Source organism: Nocardia sp. NPDC005998, from assembly GCF_040614395.1.
GTDB lineage: Bacteria > Actinomycetota > Actinomycetes > Mycobacteriales > Mycobacteriaceae > Nocardia.
Genome location: NZ_JBEXUI010000001.1, coordinates 20,173 through 36,604, shown reverse-complemented (window position 1 = coordinate 36,604; position 16,432 = coordinate 20,173). Strand labels below are relative to the sequence as shown.

Here is a 16,432-nt window from a genome sequence, read left to right as displayed (position 1 = left end):
CAGATGTATTCGGGAGGGTGCATGGAGCAGAGCGGTCTGCGCGAGAAGGAAAAGGCCCGACTGCGCCGTGAGCTGATCGAGACCGCGCTGCGCCTGTTCGAGCGGCAGGGTTTCGAGCAGACCACCGTGCAGCAGATCGCCGATGCCGTGCAGGTTTCGCGGCGCACCTTCCACCGTCACTTCCCCTCCAAGATGGCCGTGGTGTTCGCGCACGAGGAAGATCTGATGACGCAACTGCTTTCGGCACTCGAGCGCCGACCGGTCACCGAATCCGCGCTCACCGCAATGCGTTCGGCGATCCAGGAGCTACTGCTCGACGAATCCGAGGCGGCGCTGCGCCGTCATCAGGCCGATACCGCCCGCCGCGCCCGCCACCTGCTGGTCACCAATCCCGAACTGCGCCAAGAGAATTTCACCGGGGCGATGAGCCGCAAACATGCCCTCGCCCAGTTCCTCGCCGAGCGTTCCGGACTGCCCGACTCCGATTTACGCCCGCAACTCGTGGCCGCCACTTGTTTCGCCGCCTTCGGCGTCGGCCTCGACAACTGGATGCTCGGCACCGACCATTCGATCGCGGCGCTGTACGAAATCCTGGACGGCATCGTGGCCGCGCTGCAGCAAGGTATCGATGTGCCGGCGGCCGATGCCGGATCGCACGAAACCTTCGGATCGCCAGCGTGGTCGTAGCATGGTCCCCATGACCGAACAGGACATCCTGGCGCGTATCAAAAAGTTGGTCGACCGCGAGCACGACTTGCGGTCGCGGGCAACGGCCGGGGCCGTCGATCCGGTGACCGAGCGGCAGCAGCTCGCCGAACTCGAAGTCATGCTCGATCAGGCCTGGGATCTGCTGCGGCAGCGCAGGGCGCGGATCGAGGCGGGCGGCGCACCGGAGGACGCGCAGGAGAATCCGGCCCGTCAGGTCGAGGGTTATCTGCAGTGACCTCGGACGCCGCCGCCGACTATGACGTCATCGTGATCGGCGGTGGGCCCGCTGGCGAGAACGCCGCCGCCTACGCCATCGCGGGGACCGAGCGCACCGCCGCGATCGTCGAGCGGGAATTGGTCGGCGGTGAATGCTCATATTGGGCCTGTATGCCGAGCAAGGCGCTGCTGCGGCCGGCGCACGTGCTGTCCGGTGCGAAGGCCATGGCCGGGATCGCCGCGAGCGGACTCGATGTCGAAGCGGTGTTGAAACGCCGTGACGCCTTCACGCACAAGCACGATGACCGCTCGCAGGTCGACTGGGCCGCGAAGAACGGTATCGATGTGGTGCGCGGAACCGGACGGCTCGCGGGCGAGCGACTGGTCGAGGTCGGCGGACGACTGCTGCGCGCCCGGCACGCGGTGGTGCTGGCCACCGGGACCAAGGCCGCGGTGCCCGATATCCCCGGACTGCGTGACGCGCTGCCGTGGATTTCCCGGGATGCCACCAATCTGCACGAGGTCCCGCGCCGAGTGGTGATCGTCGGCGGCGGTGTGGTCGCCTGTGAGGCGGCCACCTGGTTGGCCGCACTCGGCGCGAGCGAGATCACCATGCTGGTGCGCGGTGACGCGCTGCTGGGCAATGCCGAACCGTTCGCACGCGAACGGGTGACCGCGGCGCTGTCCGATGCCGGTGTGCGGATCCGATTCGGCACCCAACCCACGCGCGTGGAGCGCGCCGAGGCAAAGGACACCGGCGAGGGGTGGATCCACGGCGGCGCCGTCACCGTTCGGATCGGCGAGACCGAGATCGAGGCCGATGAGATCCTGGTCGCCGCCGGGCGCGGGCCGGCGACGGCGGAACTCGGCTTGGCCGCGGTCGGACTCGCCGACGGCTACGTCGAGGTGGACGACCGGCTGACGGTCCGCGGCATCGACGGCGAGTGGCTGTACGCGGTCGGCGATGTGAATCATCGTGCCGCGCTGACCCATATGGGCAAATATCAGGCCAGGGTGTGCGGTGATGTCATCGCGGCACGGGCCGAGGGGCGCGCGCTGTCGGATGTGCGCTACGCCGCGACGGCCGATCACGGGCAGGTGCCGCAGGTGGTGTTCACCGCGCCGGAGGTCGCCTCGGTCGGGCTGACCGAGGCCGCGGCACGCAAAGCGGGCTATGCGGTCGAAACCGTGGAGATCGATATCGCGGTCGCCGGATCGTCCTTGGCTCGTGATGACTACTCGGGGCGCGCGAAGATCGTCATCGATACCGCCACCGATACGCTGCTCGGCGCCACCTTCGTCGGTCCGGAGGTCGGTGAGCTGCTCCACGCGGCGACCGTCGCCGTTGTCGGCAAGGTGCCGCTGGCCACGCTGTGGCACGCGGTGCCCGCCTACCCGACGGTGAGTGAGCTCTGGTTGCGCCTGTTGGAGGCCCGCCGGTCGTAGTTACCATCGGAAAGATGTCCGATATCACGACCGCCGACGGAGTTGTCCGCGGTTACCGCGGCCGCCGCGTACTGCGCTGGCGCTCACTGCCCTACGCCGCCGCACCGGTCGGTGACCTGCGATTTCGAGCGCCGCAGCCGGTGCGGCCGTGGACCGGTGTGCGCGAGGCGACCACCTTCGGATTCGCCGCGATGCAGCACCGCTCCGGTGCGCGGATCGGACCGCGCCGGTACCAGCCGACCAGTGAAGACGCCCTGACACTGAATGTCGTCGCGCCGATCGAACCGTCCGCGACGCCGCGGCCGGTCATGGTGTTCATTCACGGCGGCGGCTATCTGATCGGCACCTCGGCGTTGGGCCTGTACTCAGGTGCCCGGCTCGCGGTGCGCGGCGATGTGATCGTGGTGTCGTTGAACTACCGGCTCGGTGCGTTCGGATATGTCGATTTCGGTGAGTTCGGCACGCCCGAGCGGCCTTTCGAGGCCAATCTCGGGCTGCGCGATCAGGTCGCGGCGCTCGAGTGGGTGCAGCGCAATATCGCCGCATTCGGCGGTGATCCGAACAATGTCACCATTTTCGGCGAATCGGCGGGCGCACATTCGGTGCTATCGCTGCTGGCCACGCCCGCGGCCAAGGGGCTGTTCCAGCGTGGCATCGCGCAGAGCCCACCGGCCGATTGGGGTATGTCCGGCGAGGATGCGCGCGCCTTCGCCCGCCGGTGCGTCGAAGCGCTCGGCGCCACCCCCGATACCGCGGCCGAGGCGCTGATCACGGCCGGTGCCAACGATATTCGCCGCGCGGTCGACCAGATGAGCGGGAAAGTGTTGCGGGAGCGCCCCGGGCTGTACCCGGTCGCGCCGGTCGTCGACGGCAAATACCTGCCACAGTCGCCGATCGATGCCATCACCAGCGGTGCCGCACACCAGGTTCCGCTGATCATCGGCACCAATCGCGATGAGGGCACGCTATTCGCGAAATTCGCCGATGAACTGCCGACCACCCCGTCGCGCATGCACGCCCTGCTGACTCGCGCGGGCGGTGCGGAGCTCGAATCCCGGGTAATCGCGGCCTATCCCGGCTATCCCGATGCGAAGGTCGCCGTTCGCGCCGGTGGCGACTATGTCTTCTGGCGCCCCTCGGTCACCGTCGCGGCGGGCCACAGTCGCTACGCCCCGACCTATAGCTACCGCTACGACTTCGCACCGCGCGCATTGCGGCTCGCCGGTATCGGCGCGACCCACGCAACGGACCTGATCCCGGTCTTCGGCGCCGCCGACTCCCCGTTCGGCCGCGCCATTACCGCAGCGGGCGGGCGGCGTGGACTGGTATCGGTCACCCATCAGTTCCAGGACAACTGGCTCGCGTTCGCCCGCACCGGCCGACCGCTGCCATCCTGGCCCGCCTATACCGAAGATCGACGCACCACCTTGATCATCGACGACGTCACCCGCCTGGAGAACGATCCGGATCGGGCCAAACGCATTGCCTGGCAGGGAATCCGGGTGCCGACGCTGATCTGACGGGCTACTTGAGCAGACGCGACATGCGGCGGTCCGCCAATACCTTCCCGCCGGTCTGGCAGGTCGGGCAGTACTGGAACGAGCGCTCGGCGTAGGAGACCTCGCGAACGGTGTCGCCGCAGACCGGGCACGGCAGGCCGGTGCGGGCGTGTACCCGCATGCCGGAACGCTTTTCCCCCTTGAGGCGTGCGGCGTCCTGGCCGACCGACCGCCCGACCGCGTCGGCGAGCACCGAACGCATGGCCTCGTACAGGGTCGAGATCGTTTCCGCCGACATGGTTTTGGTGTTGGCGAACGGGGAGATCTTCGCCGTGTGCAGAATTTCATCGGAGTAGGCATTGCCGATGCCCGCGATCAGCGACTGGTCCACGATGGCGGTCTTGATGCGTTGCGATGCGCCGTGCAGGATTTCGCCGAACTGGTCCTCGGTCACCGCTAGCGCGTCCGGGCCCAGGCGCGCGATACCGGGCACCTTTTTCGGATCATCGACGATGTACACCGCCAGACGCTTCTTGGTGCCCGCCTCGGTCAGGTCGAATGCGGGCGTCAGACCTTCGGGGGTGAAGAAGTGCACCCGCAGCGCGAGCGGACTCTTGCCGCCCGGTTTGGGTGGCGTCTGGCTCGGCTCATCGATCCACCGCAGCCACCCGCCGCGCGACAGATGCGTGATCAACCACAGCCCGTCGCACTCCATCCCGAGAAATTTGCCCCACCGGCCCGCGCTTGTCACATCGCGCCCGGACAGCGCATTCACCGGCGGATCGAAGGTCTTGACCGCACTCAATGCCGCCACATCGACCCGCCCGACCACCGCGCCGACCGCGTGCTCCCGCAGGAACTGCGCCAACGCCTCCACTTCCGGTAGCTCGGGCACGAGTGCCAGGCTACCCGGCCCCACCGACATCCGCGCAGTTCACGCATGTGGGGATCAAGATCAGGTGGAACTGGTGGCGGGACTTTCTCGGGCGATGCCGCCATAGATTCCACCTGATCTTGGTCGCTTGGGCGGCGCGTCCGCTCGGGCGAAATGGTGACTGTGGTGTTCGGCCCACTCGCGGAACGGACGGGGTGGGGTTCCGGTGATCCGCTCGACGGTGGGATGGACGACCGAGGTGAACGCCTCCAAGGCGGTGGCGCGCAGGGCCATGATCGCGTCGGCCATTGCATCCGGCACGCCGTGGTCGATGATCGCCTGCCGGGCGGCGGCGGGCTCGACCTCGACGTAGCGCAGGGGGCGGCCGAGTACGCCGGCGAGGATGGCGGTCTGCTCGCCGGGTGACAGTGGTTCCGGGCCGCTCAGTGTGTAGATCTCGCCCTCATGGCCGCCGGTGGTGAGTGCCTTCGCCGCGACTGCGGCGATATCGTGCGGGTCGACCACGGCGATGCGGCCCTGGCCGAACGGTGCGTAGACCGCGCCCTGGTCGCGAATGGAATCGGCCCAGTGCAGGGCATTGGCCATGAATCCCAAGGGGCGCACCATGGTCCACGCGACTCCGCTGTCGCGGACCGCCTGTTCACCGGCGCGGTGCCAGGTGGGGATCGGATCGGTCGCGGTGTCGTCGCCGGTGCGACCGGATGACAGCTTTACCAGGTGACCGACCCCGGCGCGGTCCGCCGCGCGCGCGAGATTCGCGTCGTGGGTGGGGATTTCGGGTCCGCCGGACAGCAGGAAGACTCGATCGACACCGCGCATCGCATCGGCGAGGCCATCCGGATCGCCCAGATCCGCGCGCACCACCTCGATACCGTCGGGCAGTCCGGCGGTATCGGGCCGCCGTGTGGTCGCCCGCACCGGCACACCCAGCGCGAGCAACCGGCCAACCAACTCGCGGCCTACGGTCCCGGTCGCTCCGGTCACCAGAATCATCAACTTCTCCTTCATCGATCGGCCGGGCCCGACGAGCCCGTGACTCGGTCCACCTTCGACAGAAGTGCCGAAACAAACCATCGACCGATAAGGATCAGCGGATACTTTCCATATTCCACGTGGATATGAAAGATATTTCCATGCTCGATGATGTCGACCGCGGCCTGATCCACGCCCTGCACATCGACGGACGCGCGCCGTTCAACAAGATCGCGGCGGCCCTGCACGTCTCGACGCAAACCGTCACCCGCCGCTACCAACGCCTGCGCGCCACCGCCGGACTCCGTGTGGTCGGCCTCGCCGATCCGAGCCACGCCGGGCACACCCAATGGCTCGTCCGCCTGACCACGACCACGACCACCGGCCAGGGCCTCGCACATGCCCTGGCCCGACGCCCGGATACCTCCTGGGTCAAAATCACCTCGGGCGGCACGGAAATCCTGCTGGTGGTGCACATTCCGCGCGATGCCGCCGCGTCCCGCTCACTCCTGCTGCGGGACCTCCCCCGCGCCGCTGGCATCACCGCCGTCTCGGCCCATTACGTCCTGCACACCTACCTCGGCGGCCCGACCGCATGGCGCGGTCACACCGCCGCATTGGCCGAACACCAGCGAAATCAACTGCGGCCGAACCGATCCGATCCCGCACCCGGCCGCGCCCTCGCCGACACCGACGCCGCGCTGCTGGCGGCCCTGCAACAAGACGGTCGAGCCACCCTGGCCCGCCTCGCCGCCGCGACCGGTTGGTCCCAAGCCACCGTCACCCGACGACTCGCGGAGCTACAAGCGACCCAGGCGATCTTCTTCGATGTCGAATTCGATGACGCCCACTTCGGCGCCACCACCCAGGCGCTGCTGTGGATGTCGGTGGCACCGGCGCACCTCGACCGGGTGGCGACCGCGCTGGCCGACCATGACGAACTGGCCTTCGTCGCCGCCACCACCGGCCCGACAAACCTTGTCGCACAAGCGATGTGCGCCGATCCCGAGGCACTGCACCACTACCTCACCCACCGCCTCGGCGCGCTCGAGGCCATCCACGCCTTGGAGACCACGCCCGTCCTCGTCACGGTCAAGGCTGCTGGGCGTCTCCCGCACCCGGACGCAGCAGGTAGACGTCCATGATCCACCCCTTGTCGGCACGCAACCGCGTCCGGCGCTCGACGATCTCCTTTTCGACCTCGCGCAGCGGCCCCTCGATCAGCGTCTCGTCGGGCATGCCCAGATACGCACCCCACCAGATGTGCACATCGTCGCCGGGCACCTCGGTGAACGAACAGTCACCGTCCAGCATCACCACTGTCGAACCGCTGAGCCCGTCCTCGCGCAGGCGGCGGCCGGTCGTGATGTGCACCGGTTCGCCGATGCGATGCAACACCATCCGATGCCGAGCGGCCAGCGCCTGCACGCTGGTGACGCCGGGAATCACTTCGTAGTCGAAGCGCTGCGCACCGCGATCCAGCACCCGTTCGATCATGCGCAGGGTGCTGTCGTACAGCGAGGGATCACCCCAGACGAGAATCCCGCCGACACCGTCGACCCGGGCGAAGGCGTCCTCGAGCAAGGCCGAGCGGCGATCGTGCCAATCCTCGACGACACCCTGGTAATCGGTGGGCGCGCGGTCGCGCGGCGGATCGGCGATCTCCACGATGCGGTAGGGGTGATCGAGGTGTTCGGCGAGGATCGCCGTGCGCACATCGACCAGTTCCTGCTTCTCGGCACCCTTTCCGATGACGAAGAACACCTCGACCTGCCGCATGGCCTTGATCGCCTGCACCGTCACCTGGTCCGGATCACCCGCACCGATGCCGATCACGTAAAGCTTGCGCATGGCCCGAGCTTGCCAGGTGCGGGGGTGAGTAAGCTCGCCAGGCGTGGCCAACAATGCTGATACCCAGTACGAGGATCTGCTCCGACTGGTCCTCGAATCCGGCACCGCGAAGGCGGATCGCACGGGCACCGGCACCCGCAGTGTCTTCGGCCATCAACTGCGCTATGACCTCGCCAAGGGCTTCCCGCTGATCACCACCAAAAAGGTGCATCTGAAGTCGATCGTCTACGAGCTGCTGTGGTTCCTGCGCGGCGATTCCAATGTGGCCTGGTTGCACGAGCACGGCGTCTCCATCTGGGATGAATGGGCCGACCGCAATGGTGAACTCGGCCCGGTCTACGGCGTGCAATGGCGGTCCTGGCCCACGCCGAACGGCACCCATATCGACCAGATCGCCGAGGTGCTGCACACCCTGCGCACCAATCCGGATTCCCGGCGCATCATCGTCTCGGCCTGGAATGTCGCCGAACTCGACAAGATGGCGCTGGCACCGTGCCACGCGTTCTTCCAGTTCTATGTGGCCGACGGCAAGTTGTCCTGCCAGCTCTACCAGCGCAGCGCGGACCTGTTCCTGGGCGTGCCGTTCAATATCGCCAGCTACGCGCTGCTCACCCATATGGTGGCGCAGCAGACCGAGCTCGAGCCCGGTGATTTCATCTGGACCGGCGGCGACTGCCATATCTACGACAACCACGTCGAGCAGGTCACCGAGCAGCTGACCCGGGAGCCGTATCCGTTCCCGACGCTGAACCTGCGGCCCGCGCCGACACTGTTCGATTACGCCTATGAGGACGTGGAAGTGGTCGGCTACCAGCATCACCCGGCGATCAAGGCGCCGGTAGCGGTGTGACGGATCGCGTCATCGGCCTGATCTGGGCGCAGACCCCGGATGGGGTGATCGGCTTCGAGAACACCATTCCGTGGCGCGTGCCCGAGGATATGGCGAACTTCAAGGCCGTCACCTTGGGTCATCCGGTCATTATGGGGCGGCGTACCTGGGATTCCCTGCCGCCACGATTCCGTCCGCTCGACGGCCGCCGCAATATTGTGGTGACCCGCCAGCCCGACTGGTCGGCGGCGGGCGCCGAACGCGCCGCCGCCCTTCCCGACGCATTGGCCAGCTGCGCACCGGATGACGTCTGGATCATCGGCGGTGGCGAAATCTACCGGGCCGCCATGGATTTCGCGACGGACCTGCTGGTCACCGAGGTGGACACACACGTCGAGGGCGATGCCTACGCACCGGCCATCGGCCCCGAATGGCACGCCGACGACACCGCCCCGTGGTGCGAGTCGAAGTCCGGCCTGCGGTTCCGGATCCGTCGTTACACCCGGACCTGAGCCGAGCAGCTGGCAAAGCGCCAGCATCGCTGCTTCGGGGCCATCCGGCACCATCCGATCACCGAATGACAGCAAATGCACTGCAAACCTGCCTAGCGGTCAAACCGGACACACGTCACCCGCCGGTCGGGCATACTCCTGGATATCAGCCCGTGTCACCAGCCCTGATCCGGCTGATTGCTTCTGCGAAAGGCGGTCCATGGACAAGAAATCGCTGACTGCGGTCGCACGCCAACAGCTCAAGTTGGCCGCTACCGCCACGAGCGGGCGCAGTTCGCAAACGATCTACGGCGGTCATGCCAATGCGCTGCGGCAGACCGTGGTCGGTCTCTCGGCGGGGCAGAGTCTGGCCGAACACGATAATGCGGGTGAGGCCACGCTGCTGGTGCTCAGCGGCACACTGACCTTGATCAGCGGCACCAATGAGTGGAAGGGTTCGGCCGGAGACCTGCTGGTCGTGCCGAAGGCGCGGCACAGCGTCAAGGCCGTCGACGATGTCGCATTCCTGCTGACAGTCGCCAAGTAGTAGCCGACAGGCCAGTACCGCCTGGCCGGTATGCGGGTGCTTGGCTCTAGTCTGGAGCCCATGGGTGCGCCGCAGTCGATCTTGGAACCGCTCACACCGGCCGCGGTCTTCCTCGTCGCCACGATCGACGAGGGTGGCGAAGCGGCGGTGCGAGACCTGCTCGCCGATCTCCCCGGATTGCGTCGATCAATCGGTTTTCGGGTGCCCGGCGCCGGACTGACCTGCGTTGCATCGATCGGCTCGGCCGCATGGGATCGTCTCTTCGGCGGGCCGCGGCCCGCCGAATTGCATGAACTCCCCGAATTCGTCGGCGCGGTGCACAGCGCCCCGACCACCCCGGGCGATCTGCTCTTTCATATCAAGGCCGAAACCCAGGACGCCTGTTTCGAATTGGCGATGACGATCGGTGACCGGCTCGACGGCGCGATCACCATCGTCGACCAGACCGTCGGGTTCCGCTATTTCGAGCAGCGCGATCTGCTCGGATTCGTGGACGGCACCGAGAATCCGGAGGGTTCGGCGGCGGTCAGCGCGGCCGTCGTCGGCGACGAGGATCCGGACTTCGCGGGCGGCAGTTACGTCATCGTGCAGAAGTACCTGCACACCATGGCGCAGTGGCGGGCACTGTCGGTCGAGGAGCAGGAACGGGTGATCGGGCGCACCAAGCTCGACGATTTCGAACTCTCCGATGCGGATAAGCCCGCGAATTCCCATGTCGCGGTGAATACCATCACCGATGCCGATGGCACCGAGCGGCAGATCGTGCGCGCCAATATGCCCTTCGGCAGCGTCAAGGACGGCGAATTCGGCACCTACTACATCGCCTACTCGGCCACGCCGACCGTCACCGAAACCATGCTGTCGCGGATGTTCGTCGGCACAGAGGCGGCGGCCTACGACCGGATCCTCGACTTCTCCATAGCGGTGACCGGCACATTGTTCTTCACGCCCCCCGCGGACTTCTTCGACGACCTCCCCGCAGCGCCGGGGGCCAGCGCGGAAATGCGCGAGGAATCTTTGCCGCCCAACGGCGTTGGCACTATCGGTTCGCTAGGTATCGGCACCTTGAAAAGGAGCAGTCAGTCATGAACAACCTCCATCGGGATCTCGCGCCGATCACCTCCGAGGCATGGCAGGCGATCGAACAAGAGGCGACGCGCACCTTCAAACGTCATATCGCCGGTCGTCGGGTGGTGGACCTGTCCGGACCGCACGGCACCGACTACTCGGCGGTGGGACTCGGCCGCACTACCGCGATCACCGCACCCGATGAGGGTGTGCAGGCCCGTCAGCGGGTGGTCGCGCCGCTCGTCGAACTGCGGGTGCCGTTCACGCTCTCGCGCGAGGAACTCGACGATGTCGAGCGCGGCGCCAAGGACACCGATCTGGACGCGGTGAAGGAGGCGGCACGCCGGATCGCCTTCGCCGAGGACCGGGCCATCTTCGAGGGCTATCAGGCGGCGAATATCACCGGTATCCGGGCGAGTTCGTCCAATGCCCCGATCAAACTGCCCAGCGATCCGCGGCTGGCGCCGGAGGCCGTCGCCCAGGCGCTGAGCGCGCTGCGGTTGGCGGGCGTCGATGGCCCGTACTCGGTGCTGTTGAGCGCGGATCTGTACACGGCGGTCAGTGAGACCTCCGATCACGGCCATCCGATTCGCACCCATATCGAACGCCTCATTCCAGATGGCGAGATCATCTGGGCACCGGCCATCGACGGCGCCTTCGTGCTGACCACCCGCGGCGGCGACTTCGACCTGCAGCTGGGCCAGGACCTGTCGATCGGCTACCTCGCCCATGACGGGCAATCGGTACAGCTCTACTTCCAGGAGAGCATGCAGTTCCTGGTCTACACCGGGGAAGCCGCGGTGGCGCTGGAGGCCTGAGTACGCCGACCCGCCCGCATCGGGAAGCCGCCGGTGATCCGTACCGGCTAGGTTGAGTGCGGGTCGAGCAGGAGGTCGAGATGACGATGGTGCGCGCAGGCGTGGTACCGACCCGGCGGGCAATGTTGTACGGGATGCTCGGGATCGCGGCCACCGTGCTGGTCTGCAGTACGATCGTCGCGGGTTTCGGGCTGAACCGGGTCTTCACCGGATTGCTGGCCGGTGCGGTGGCCGGCATCGCGCTGCTGGTCGCTTTGTTCGGCAGGGACGTCGTCGTGCTCACCGAGGGGGCGATCTACCGGCGCACCCCATGGCAGGAATCCAGTATCGACTGGGAGCGGGTGGTGGCGGGGCGGTTCACGCTCGACGAGCGGGCCCGCTGGTCGCTGGCGCTGGATCTGACCGGCGGAGACGAGCTTCACGGCGAACTCGTACTGCTGTCCATCCCGCCGGTGCGGCGGCCCGTCGCCGGCGCGTACGACATGCGCAAGCGCGAGCAGGTCACCGAGATTCGGGCGATGCTGCGGCACAAGCGCGTGCCGGTGATGGTGCTCCCGGAAATCGCCGGTGCGCTGCAACAACATTGGCAGATCGCACCGCCGACGCACTGACCGAAGGCAGTCGCGCACACCGAGACAGGGCGCGCCGGGGTCGTATACCTTGGCTGATGTGTCGATGATGAAGGGCGCCAATGTCGTGGTGCCGATGTCTTCAGTCCGCGTCGAGCTGGGGTGGCAGTCAGGTCAAGGGATTCCGGATGCGGATGCCTCGGCCCTACTGCTCGTTTCCGGGAAGGTGCGCTCGGACAACGACTTCGTCTTCTACAACCAGCCGAATCATCCGTCCGGCGCGGTACGGCACGAGGGTAAGCGGCAGGGGCCGACCGTGACCGACACGCTGGCGGTGAATCTGGCGCAGGTCGAACCGCAGATCGACACGATCGTGATCGCGGCTTCCGCGGATGGCGGCACCTTCGGGCAGTTCCATGGGCTGTATGTGCGGGTGTTCGATGCGGTGAGCGGCGCGGAGGCGGCGCGGTTCGACAGTCCGGGTGCCAGTTCCGAGACCGCATTCGTGCTCGGGGAGTTGTATCGGCGGCAGGGCGCGTGGAAGTTCCGGGCGGTCGGGCAGGGGTATGCGACCGGGTTGGCCGGGCTGGCTACCGATTTCGGGATTTCGGTTGATGACGCGGGGACCGGGCAGCAGTCGAGTGCGCCATCGTATGCCCCGCCGCAGCCGAGCACACCACCACCGGCACCGCAGCACACGCCACCACCGGCACCTCAGCACACGCCACCACCGGCACCTCAGCACACGCCGACGCCGCAACAGCCCTACACGCCACCGCCAGCACCGCAACAGCAGTACGCGCCACCGCCAGCACCGCAACAGCAGTACGCGCCACCGCCAGCACCGCAACAGCAGTACGCGCCACCGCCAGCACCGCAACAGCAGTACGTGCCACCGCCAGCACCGCAGCAGCCGTATACGCCACCAGCTACTACGCATACCGCGCCCGCGCCCGCGCAGCAGCAGTACGCGGCACCGCCGCCCTATCCGCCTGCGGCTCCGCCCGGATTCCCGCCGAATCCGATATCCCAGCCGTACCCGGCGAGCCCGACACCACAGCCTTATCCGCCGACGCCGCAGCCATACGCACCCAACCCGGCGCCGCAGCCATATGCGCCGCCGACGACGCCCGACCAATTCACCCCGTCGCCTGCGGGTTCCGCTTCGACGGGCGCGCCGGTCAACCTCGGCAAGGTGTCGCTGACGAAGGAATCGCCGACGGTTTCGCTGACCAAACACGGCGCGACCGCGGGCACCATGCGGGTCAACCTGAATTGGACCGTCGCGCACACCGGGGGCGGCGGTCTATTCGGCCGCAAGCGCGCCAGCAGCCTCGATCTCGATCTCTGCTGCTTTTTCGAATTGGCCGACGGCAGAATCGGATCGGTCCGCGCACTCGACCGTTCCTTCGGCGCACTGGATCGCCCGCCGTTCATCCGGCTCGACCAGGACGACCGGACCGGCGGCAGCGCGACCGGTGAGAACCTGGATATCAATCTCGACTACACCGCGCAGTTCCGTCGGATTCTGGTCTTCGCCTCGATCTATGAGGGCGCGAACAACTTCCAGGGCGTGCAGTCGACCGCCACACTCTACCCGCGCAATTCGCCGCCGATCGAGATGATCATCAGCGGCTGCAACGACGATTCCCGCGATGTGATCCTCGCGCATATCGAGAATGTCGATGGTGAATTGATCGTCCGCCGCGACGGCACCTTCATCCGGCCGCCCACGGGTCGTCCCGGCAGCGGCGTCCGCGAGATCGCCCGAATCTACAACTGGGGCTTCGAGTTCAAGGCGACCCGAGGCAAAGACTAATGCCCCGTCCAGACAGCTCCTGCCGTATCCAGCCCTGGGTCCGGGTCTGTCGAACGTAGTCGAATGGTGGTCGCCCAGGCGCATTCGACCGCCCGGTGACTACGCTCGGCGAGCAATCGGAGTGGGTAGCGCAGCGATCTGTCTGGACGGGGCACTGGAGTTGCCGGCTGCGATGAGGTGAGTGGGTGTGGACGGAAAGTCTTGGCCCGCGGGAGGTTCAGGCTGCCAAGTGCTGGAGGAGTTCGTGTGCGTCGGCGCGAAGTCGGTCCAGATCGCCGGACCAGCCGAGCATCCGCATCACCGCGTTGGGAATGGCGCGCTCCGCCTGCCCGGGCGCGCTGCCTGCGTCCGAGCGGATATTGATCACCGTCTCGACGAGCCGGAACGGCAGGCCCTCGGCCCCGGGCACACCCGCTTCGGCACTGACCGCCGCCGCCAAAGTCTCATAGTGCCCGCGTAATTCGTCACGGCGCAGCCGGAAGGCCGCGAAGCGTTCGGTGCGCAACTCCGGTAGTAGATACAGCGCACCGAGGTTCCAGTGCGCCGCGCATAGCTGGCGCACGTCGAACCAGGCGAGCGCGTACAGCCGGGTGTGCGCGGGTTCGCTGACCTCGCGCAGGCGTTCGGCGAGTTCCAGTGGACCCGCGATGGTTTCGGCGAGCAGTGCGTCGAGGATGTCGTCCTTAGCGGCGAAGTGGTGGTAGAGCGAGGCCTGCCGGATCCCGACCGCATCCGCGACCGCGCGGGTGGAGGTATTGGCATAGCCATTGGTGGTGAAGAGCTCTCCGGCGGCGTCGAGGATCTCGTCGCGCGGTGTCCGACCGCGACGGGGCCGCTGGTCGAGACGGGGACGGCCGGGACCGAGATTGGGCACGACCCATTCTGGCATCGCGTCCGGTACGGCCATTCGCCGCCATAGCGTTCAGACCGGTCTGGTCGTTCCAAGCCGATCGCCGAGGTGTGAGGTTTCTGTCATTCGATAGAAATCCGCGCAACACAGAAGTTACCGGCGTTCCCGGAAGCGATACACGGGGGTCACCGAAAGCGCGATCGCGAACGCAAAACTGTCATTCGATAGGTATTGGCCGCTCGTGAAGGAACCCCCATGGCCACCACAGTCGATTCAGTTGCCCCCGTCCTCCCATCCCCCGATATCAGCCGGGACAATGCCGACCTCGCAGGCTTCGGCTATCAACCGGTACTGCACCGCAAACTCGGCCGCTACGCCTCGTTCGCGGCCGGATTCTCCTTCGTCTCCATCCTCACCACCATCTTCCAGTTCTTCGGCTTCGGCTATTCGTTCGGTGGTGCGGCCTTCTTCTGGACCTGGCCGATCGTATTCGCCGGACAGTTCCTCGTCGCACTGAACTTCGCCGAACTGGCCGCGCGCTATCCGATCTCGGGCTGTATCTACCAGTGGTCGCGGCGGCTCGGCGGGGAGGTCGTCGGCTGGTTCGCCGGGTGGATGATGGTCATCGCGCAGATCGTCACGGCCGCGGCGGCGGCGATCGCACTCCAGGTGGTGCTGCCCTCGATCTGGAGCGGATTCCAGATCGTCGGCGACGATTCCGCGCTCACCTCGACCTCCGGCGCGACCAATGCGGTGCTGCTCGGCAGCATCCTGCTGGTGATCACCACGCTGATCAATGTGATCGGCATCGACCTGATGGCCCGGATCAATTCGATCGGGGTCACCGTGGAGATCGTCGGCGTACTGGCGATCATCGCGCTGTTCTTCACCCACACCGAACGCGGGGCGGGTGTGGTGCTGCAAACCGATCAGGCCGCGCCGGGGCCGTATTGGGCGGCCTTTCTCGTCTCTGGTCTGATGGCCGCCTATGTGATGGTCGGATTCGATTCCGCCGGTGAACTTTCCGAGGAGACCAAGAATCCGCGCCGGGTCGCCCCGCGCACCATCCTGACCGCGCTCTCGGTTTCCGCGCTCGGCGGCGGACTGCTGCTGCTCGGGGCACTGATGGCCGCGCCGAGCCTGGACGACGGAGCGCTGTCCACCGAGGGGCTGGCCTATGTGCTGACCTCGAAGCTCGACAGCACCCCCGGCAAGGTCCTGCTCGGCTGCGTCGCGGTGGCGATCACCGTGTGCACCTTGGCAATTCAGACGGCGGGCTCGCGCCTGATGTTCTCGATGGCGCGCGATGGCAAGTTGCCGTTCGCCCGTCACCTGGCCGCGGTGCACCCACGTTTCGGTACTCCGGTGCTGCCCTCGGTGATCATCGGTGTGCTCGGCATCGGCCTGCTCGTGCTCAATCTCGGCAATGCGGCCATCTTCGCCACCCTGGCCAGCGTGTGCATCGTGACGCTCTATCTGGCGTATCTGCTGGTCACGGTGCCGCTGCTGGTGCGGCGGAGCCGGGGCTGGGACAGCGACTCCGCACTGTTCAGCCTGGGCCGCTTCGGCATTCCGATCAATGCACTCGCGGTGGTGTGGGGCATCGCGATGGCGGTGAACCTGGCCTGGCCGCGCGCCGAGGTATACACGCCCAATGGCGGCGGCTGGTGGATGCTCTGGGCCGCACCACTTTTCGTGCTGGTGGTGATCGCCGTCGGTGTTGTCGTGCACCGCATTGTCAATGCCGGGCCGAAGACCGAGAGCCTCGAGCCAGCCGCTCAACCTGCCTGACCGATCGGTGCGCGGTGGTGGGCCGAATACCTGCCGCCGCGCACCATCTCGACCGAGTAACAC

The 16,432-nt window shown here is 66.9% G+C and carries 17 protein-coding genes; 13 read left to right on the top strand and 4 right to left on the bottom strand.

Annotated features, from left to right (window positions below; all coding sequences use genetic code 11):
• The first annotated feature begins 21 nt into the window (after window positions 1-21).
• The 4 genes from ABZ293_RS00145 to ABZ293_RS00130 are packed head-to-tail and all read left to right on the top strand — an operon-like array spanning window position 22 to window position 3,890.
• Window positions 22-687, top strand: coding sequence for a TetR family transcriptional regulator (locus tag ABZ293_RS00145; RefSeq protein ID WP_355176426.1), 666 nt, complete (start codon window positions 22-24; stop codon window positions 685-687).
• A gap of 10 nt (window positions 688-697) precedes the next feature.
• The gene (locus tag ABZ293_RS00140; protein WP_354957158.1) at window positions 698-943 is read left to right on the top strand and encodes a DUF2630 family protein; all 246 of its coding nucleotides are present in this window, start codon (window positions 698-700) and stop codon (window positions 941-943) included.
• A complete protein-coding gene (locus ABZ293_RS00135; protein ID WP_355176424.1) occupies window positions 940-2,370 on the top strand; it encodes an NAD(P)/FAD-dependent oxidoreductase in 1,431 nt (476 codons plus the stop codon). Before ABZ293_RS00140 ends, ABZ293_RS00135 begins: the two co-directional genes overlap by 4 nt.
• Before the next feature lie 14 nt (window positions 2,371-2,384).
• The gene (locus ABZ293_RS00130; RefSeq protein WP_355176422.1) at window positions 2,385-3,890 is read left to right on the top strand and encodes a carboxylesterase/lipase family protein; all 1,506 of its coding nucleotides are present in this window, start codon (window positions 2,385-2,387) and stop codon (window positions 3,888-3,890) included.
• 4 nt (window positions 3,891-3,894) lie between these two features.
• On the opposite strand, the gene ABZ293_RS00125 is transcribed toward ABZ293_RS00130, so the two are convergent.
• Together ABZ293_RS00125 and ABZ293_RS00120 are read right to left on the bottom strand one after the other, a co-directional pair.
• Window positions 3,895-4,764, bottom strand: coding sequence for a DNA-formamidopyrimidine glycosylase family protein (locus tag ABZ293_RS00125; RefSeq protein WP_355176420.1), 870 nt, complete (start codon window positions 4,762-4,764; stop codon window positions 3,895-3,897).
• 60 nt (window positions 4,765-4,824) lie between these two features.
• Entirely contained in the window at window positions 4,825-5,757 is a 933-nt protein-coding gene (locus ABZ293_RS00120; RefSeq protein ID WP_355176418.1) for an SDR family oxidoreductase, read from the bottom strand.
• A gap of 125 nt (window positions 5,758-5,882) precedes the next feature.
• On the opposite strand from ABZ293_RS00120, the gene ABZ293_RS00115 reads away from it, so the two are divergent.
• Window positions 5,883-6,881, top strand: coding sequence for an Lrp/AsnC family transcriptional regulator (locus ABZ293_RS00115; protein WP_355177106.1), 999 nt, complete (start codon window positions 5,883-5,885; stop codon window positions 6,879-6,881).
• Here ABZ293_RS00115 and cobF read toward each other — a convergent pair.
• The gene (cobF, locus tag ABZ293_RS00110; RefSeq protein WP_355176416.1) at window positions 6,829-7,587 is read right to left on the bottom strand and encodes a precorrin-6A synthase (deacetylating); all 759 of its coding nucleotides are present in this window, start codon (window positions 7,585-7,587) and stop codon (window positions 6,829-6,831) included. The two genes, ABZ293_RS00115 and cobF, sit on opposite strands and share 53 nt — an antisense overlap.
• Before the next feature lie 43 nt (window positions 7,588-7,630).
• Here cobF and ABZ293_RS00105 point away from each other — a divergent pair, with 43 nt between their 5' ends.
• From ABZ293_RS00105 to ABZ293_RS00075, 7 genes are all read left to right on the top strand, one after another.
• The gene (locus ABZ293_RS00105) at window positions 7,631-8,437 is read left to right on the top strand and encodes a thymidylate synthase (RefSeq protein ID WP_354957151.1); all 807 of its coding nucleotides are present in this window, start codon (window positions 7,631-7,633) and stop codon (window positions 8,435-8,437) included.
• Window positions 8,434-8,928 carry a dihydrofolate reductase gene (locus tag ABZ293_RS00100; RefSeq protein WP_354957150.1) on the top strand — a complete coding sequence of 165 codons (495 nt, stop codon included), beginning with the start codon at window positions 8,434-8,436 and terminating at the stop codon, window positions 8,926-8,928. Before ABZ293_RS00105 ends, ABZ293_RS00100 begins: the two co-directional genes overlap by 4 nt.
• A 199-nt stretch (window positions 8,929-9,127) precedes the next feature.
• The gene (locus tag ABZ293_RS00095; protein WP_355176414.1) at window positions 9,128-9,454 is read left to right on the top strand and encodes a cupin domain-containing protein; all 327 of its coding nucleotides are present in this window, start codon (window positions 9,128-9,130) and stop codon (window positions 9,452-9,454) included.
• Between the two features lie 60 nt (window positions 9,455-9,514).
• The gene (locus ABZ293_RS00090) at window positions 9,515-10,543 is read left to right on the top strand and encodes a Dyp-type peroxidase (protein WP_355176412.1); all 1,029 of its coding nucleotides are present in this window, start codon (window positions 9,515-9,517) and stop codon (window positions 10,541-10,543) included.
• Entirely contained in the window at window positions 10,540-11,340 is an 801-nt protein-coding gene (locus ABZ293_RS00085; protein WP_355176410.1) for a family 1 encapsulin nanocompartment shell protein, read from the top strand. Before ABZ293_RS00090 ends, ABZ293_RS00085 begins: the two co-directional genes overlap by 4 nt.
• Before the next feature lie 80 nt (window positions 11,341-11,420).
• On the top strand, window positions 11,421-11,951 hold the full coding sequence (locus ABZ293_RS00080; RefSeq protein ID WP_355176408.1) for a hypothetical protein: 531 nt from the start codon (window positions 11,421-11,423) through the stop codon (window positions 11,949-11,951).
• Window positions 11,952-12,015: 64 nt separating this feature from the next.
• On the top strand, window positions 12,016-13,728 hold the full coding sequence (locus tag ABZ293_RS00075; protein ID WP_355177105.1) for a TerD family protein: 1,713 nt from the start codon (window positions 12,016-12,018) through the stop codon (window positions 13,726-13,728).
• 217 nt (window positions 13,729-13,945) lie between these two features.
• On the opposite strand, the gene ABZ293_RS00070 is transcribed toward ABZ293_RS00075, so the two are convergent.
• Entirely contained in the window at window positions 13,946-14,602 is a 657-nt protein-coding gene (locus ABZ293_RS00070; protein WP_355176406.1) for a helix-turn-helix domain-containing protein, read from the bottom strand.
• A 231-nt stretch (window positions 14,603-14,833) separates the two neighbouring features.
• On the opposite strand from ABZ293_RS00070, the gene ABZ293_RS00065 reads away from it, so the two are divergent.
• The gene (locus tag ABZ293_RS00065) at window positions 14,834-16,369 is read left to right on the top strand and encodes an amino acid permease (protein ID WP_355176404.1); all 1,536 of its coding nucleotides are present in this window, start codon (window positions 14,834-14,836) and stop codon (window positions 16,367-16,369) included.
• Window positions 16,370-16,432 lie beyond the last annotated feature (63 nt).

Excerpts from the sequence above, each read along its gene's own strand:
- ABZ293_RS00145 (WP_355176426.1), top strand. The coding sequence starts at position 22 with ATGGAGCAGAGCGGTCTGCGCGAGAAGGAAAAGGCCCGACTGCGCCGT.
- ABZ293_RS00140 (WP_354957158.1), top strand. The coding sequence starts at position 698 with ATGACCGAACAGGACATCCTGGCGCGTATCAAAAAGTTGGTCGACCGC.
- ABZ293_RS00130 (WP_355176422.1), top strand. The coding sequence starts at position 2,385 with ATGTCCGATATCACGACCGCCGACGGAGTTGTCCGCGGTTACCGCGGC.
- ABZ293_RS00120 (WP_355176418.1), bottom strand. The coding sequence starts at position 5,757 with ATGATTCTGGTGACCGGAGCGACCGGGACCGTAGGCCGCGAGTTGGTT.
- ABZ293_RS00115 (WP_355177106.1), top strand. The coding sequence starts at position 5,883 with ATGAAAGATATTTCCATGCTCGATGATGTCGACCGCGGCCTGATCCAC.
- cobF (WP_355176416.1), bottom strand. The coding sequence starts at position 7,587 with ATGCGCAAGCTTTACGTGATCGGCATCGGTGCGGGTGATCCGGACCAG.
- ABZ293_RS00095 (WP_355176414.1), top strand. The coding sequence starts at position 9,128 with ATGGACAAGAAATCGCTGACTGCGGTCGCACGCCAACAGCTCAAGTTG.
- ABZ293_RS00090 (WP_355176412.1), top strand. The coding sequence starts at position 9,515 with ATGGGTGCGCCGCAGTCGATCTTGGAACCGCTCACACCGGCCGCGGTC.
- ABZ293_RS00085 (WP_355176410.1), top strand. The coding sequence starts at position 10,540 with ATGAACAACCTCCATCGGGATCTCGCGCCGATCACCTCCGAGGCATGG.
- ABZ293_RS00080 (WP_355176408.1), top strand. The coding sequence starts at position 11,421 with ATGACGATGGTGCGCGCAGGCGTGGTACCGACCCGGCGGGCAATGTTG.
- ABZ293_RS00075 (WP_355177105.1), top strand. The coding sequence starts at position 12,016 with ATGATGAAGGGCGCCAATGTCGTGGTGCCGATGTCTTCAGTCCGCGTC.
- ABZ293_RS00065 (WP_355176404.1), top strand. The coding sequence starts at position 14,834 with ATGGCCACCACAGTCGATTCAGTTGCCCCCGTCCTCCCATCCCCCGAT.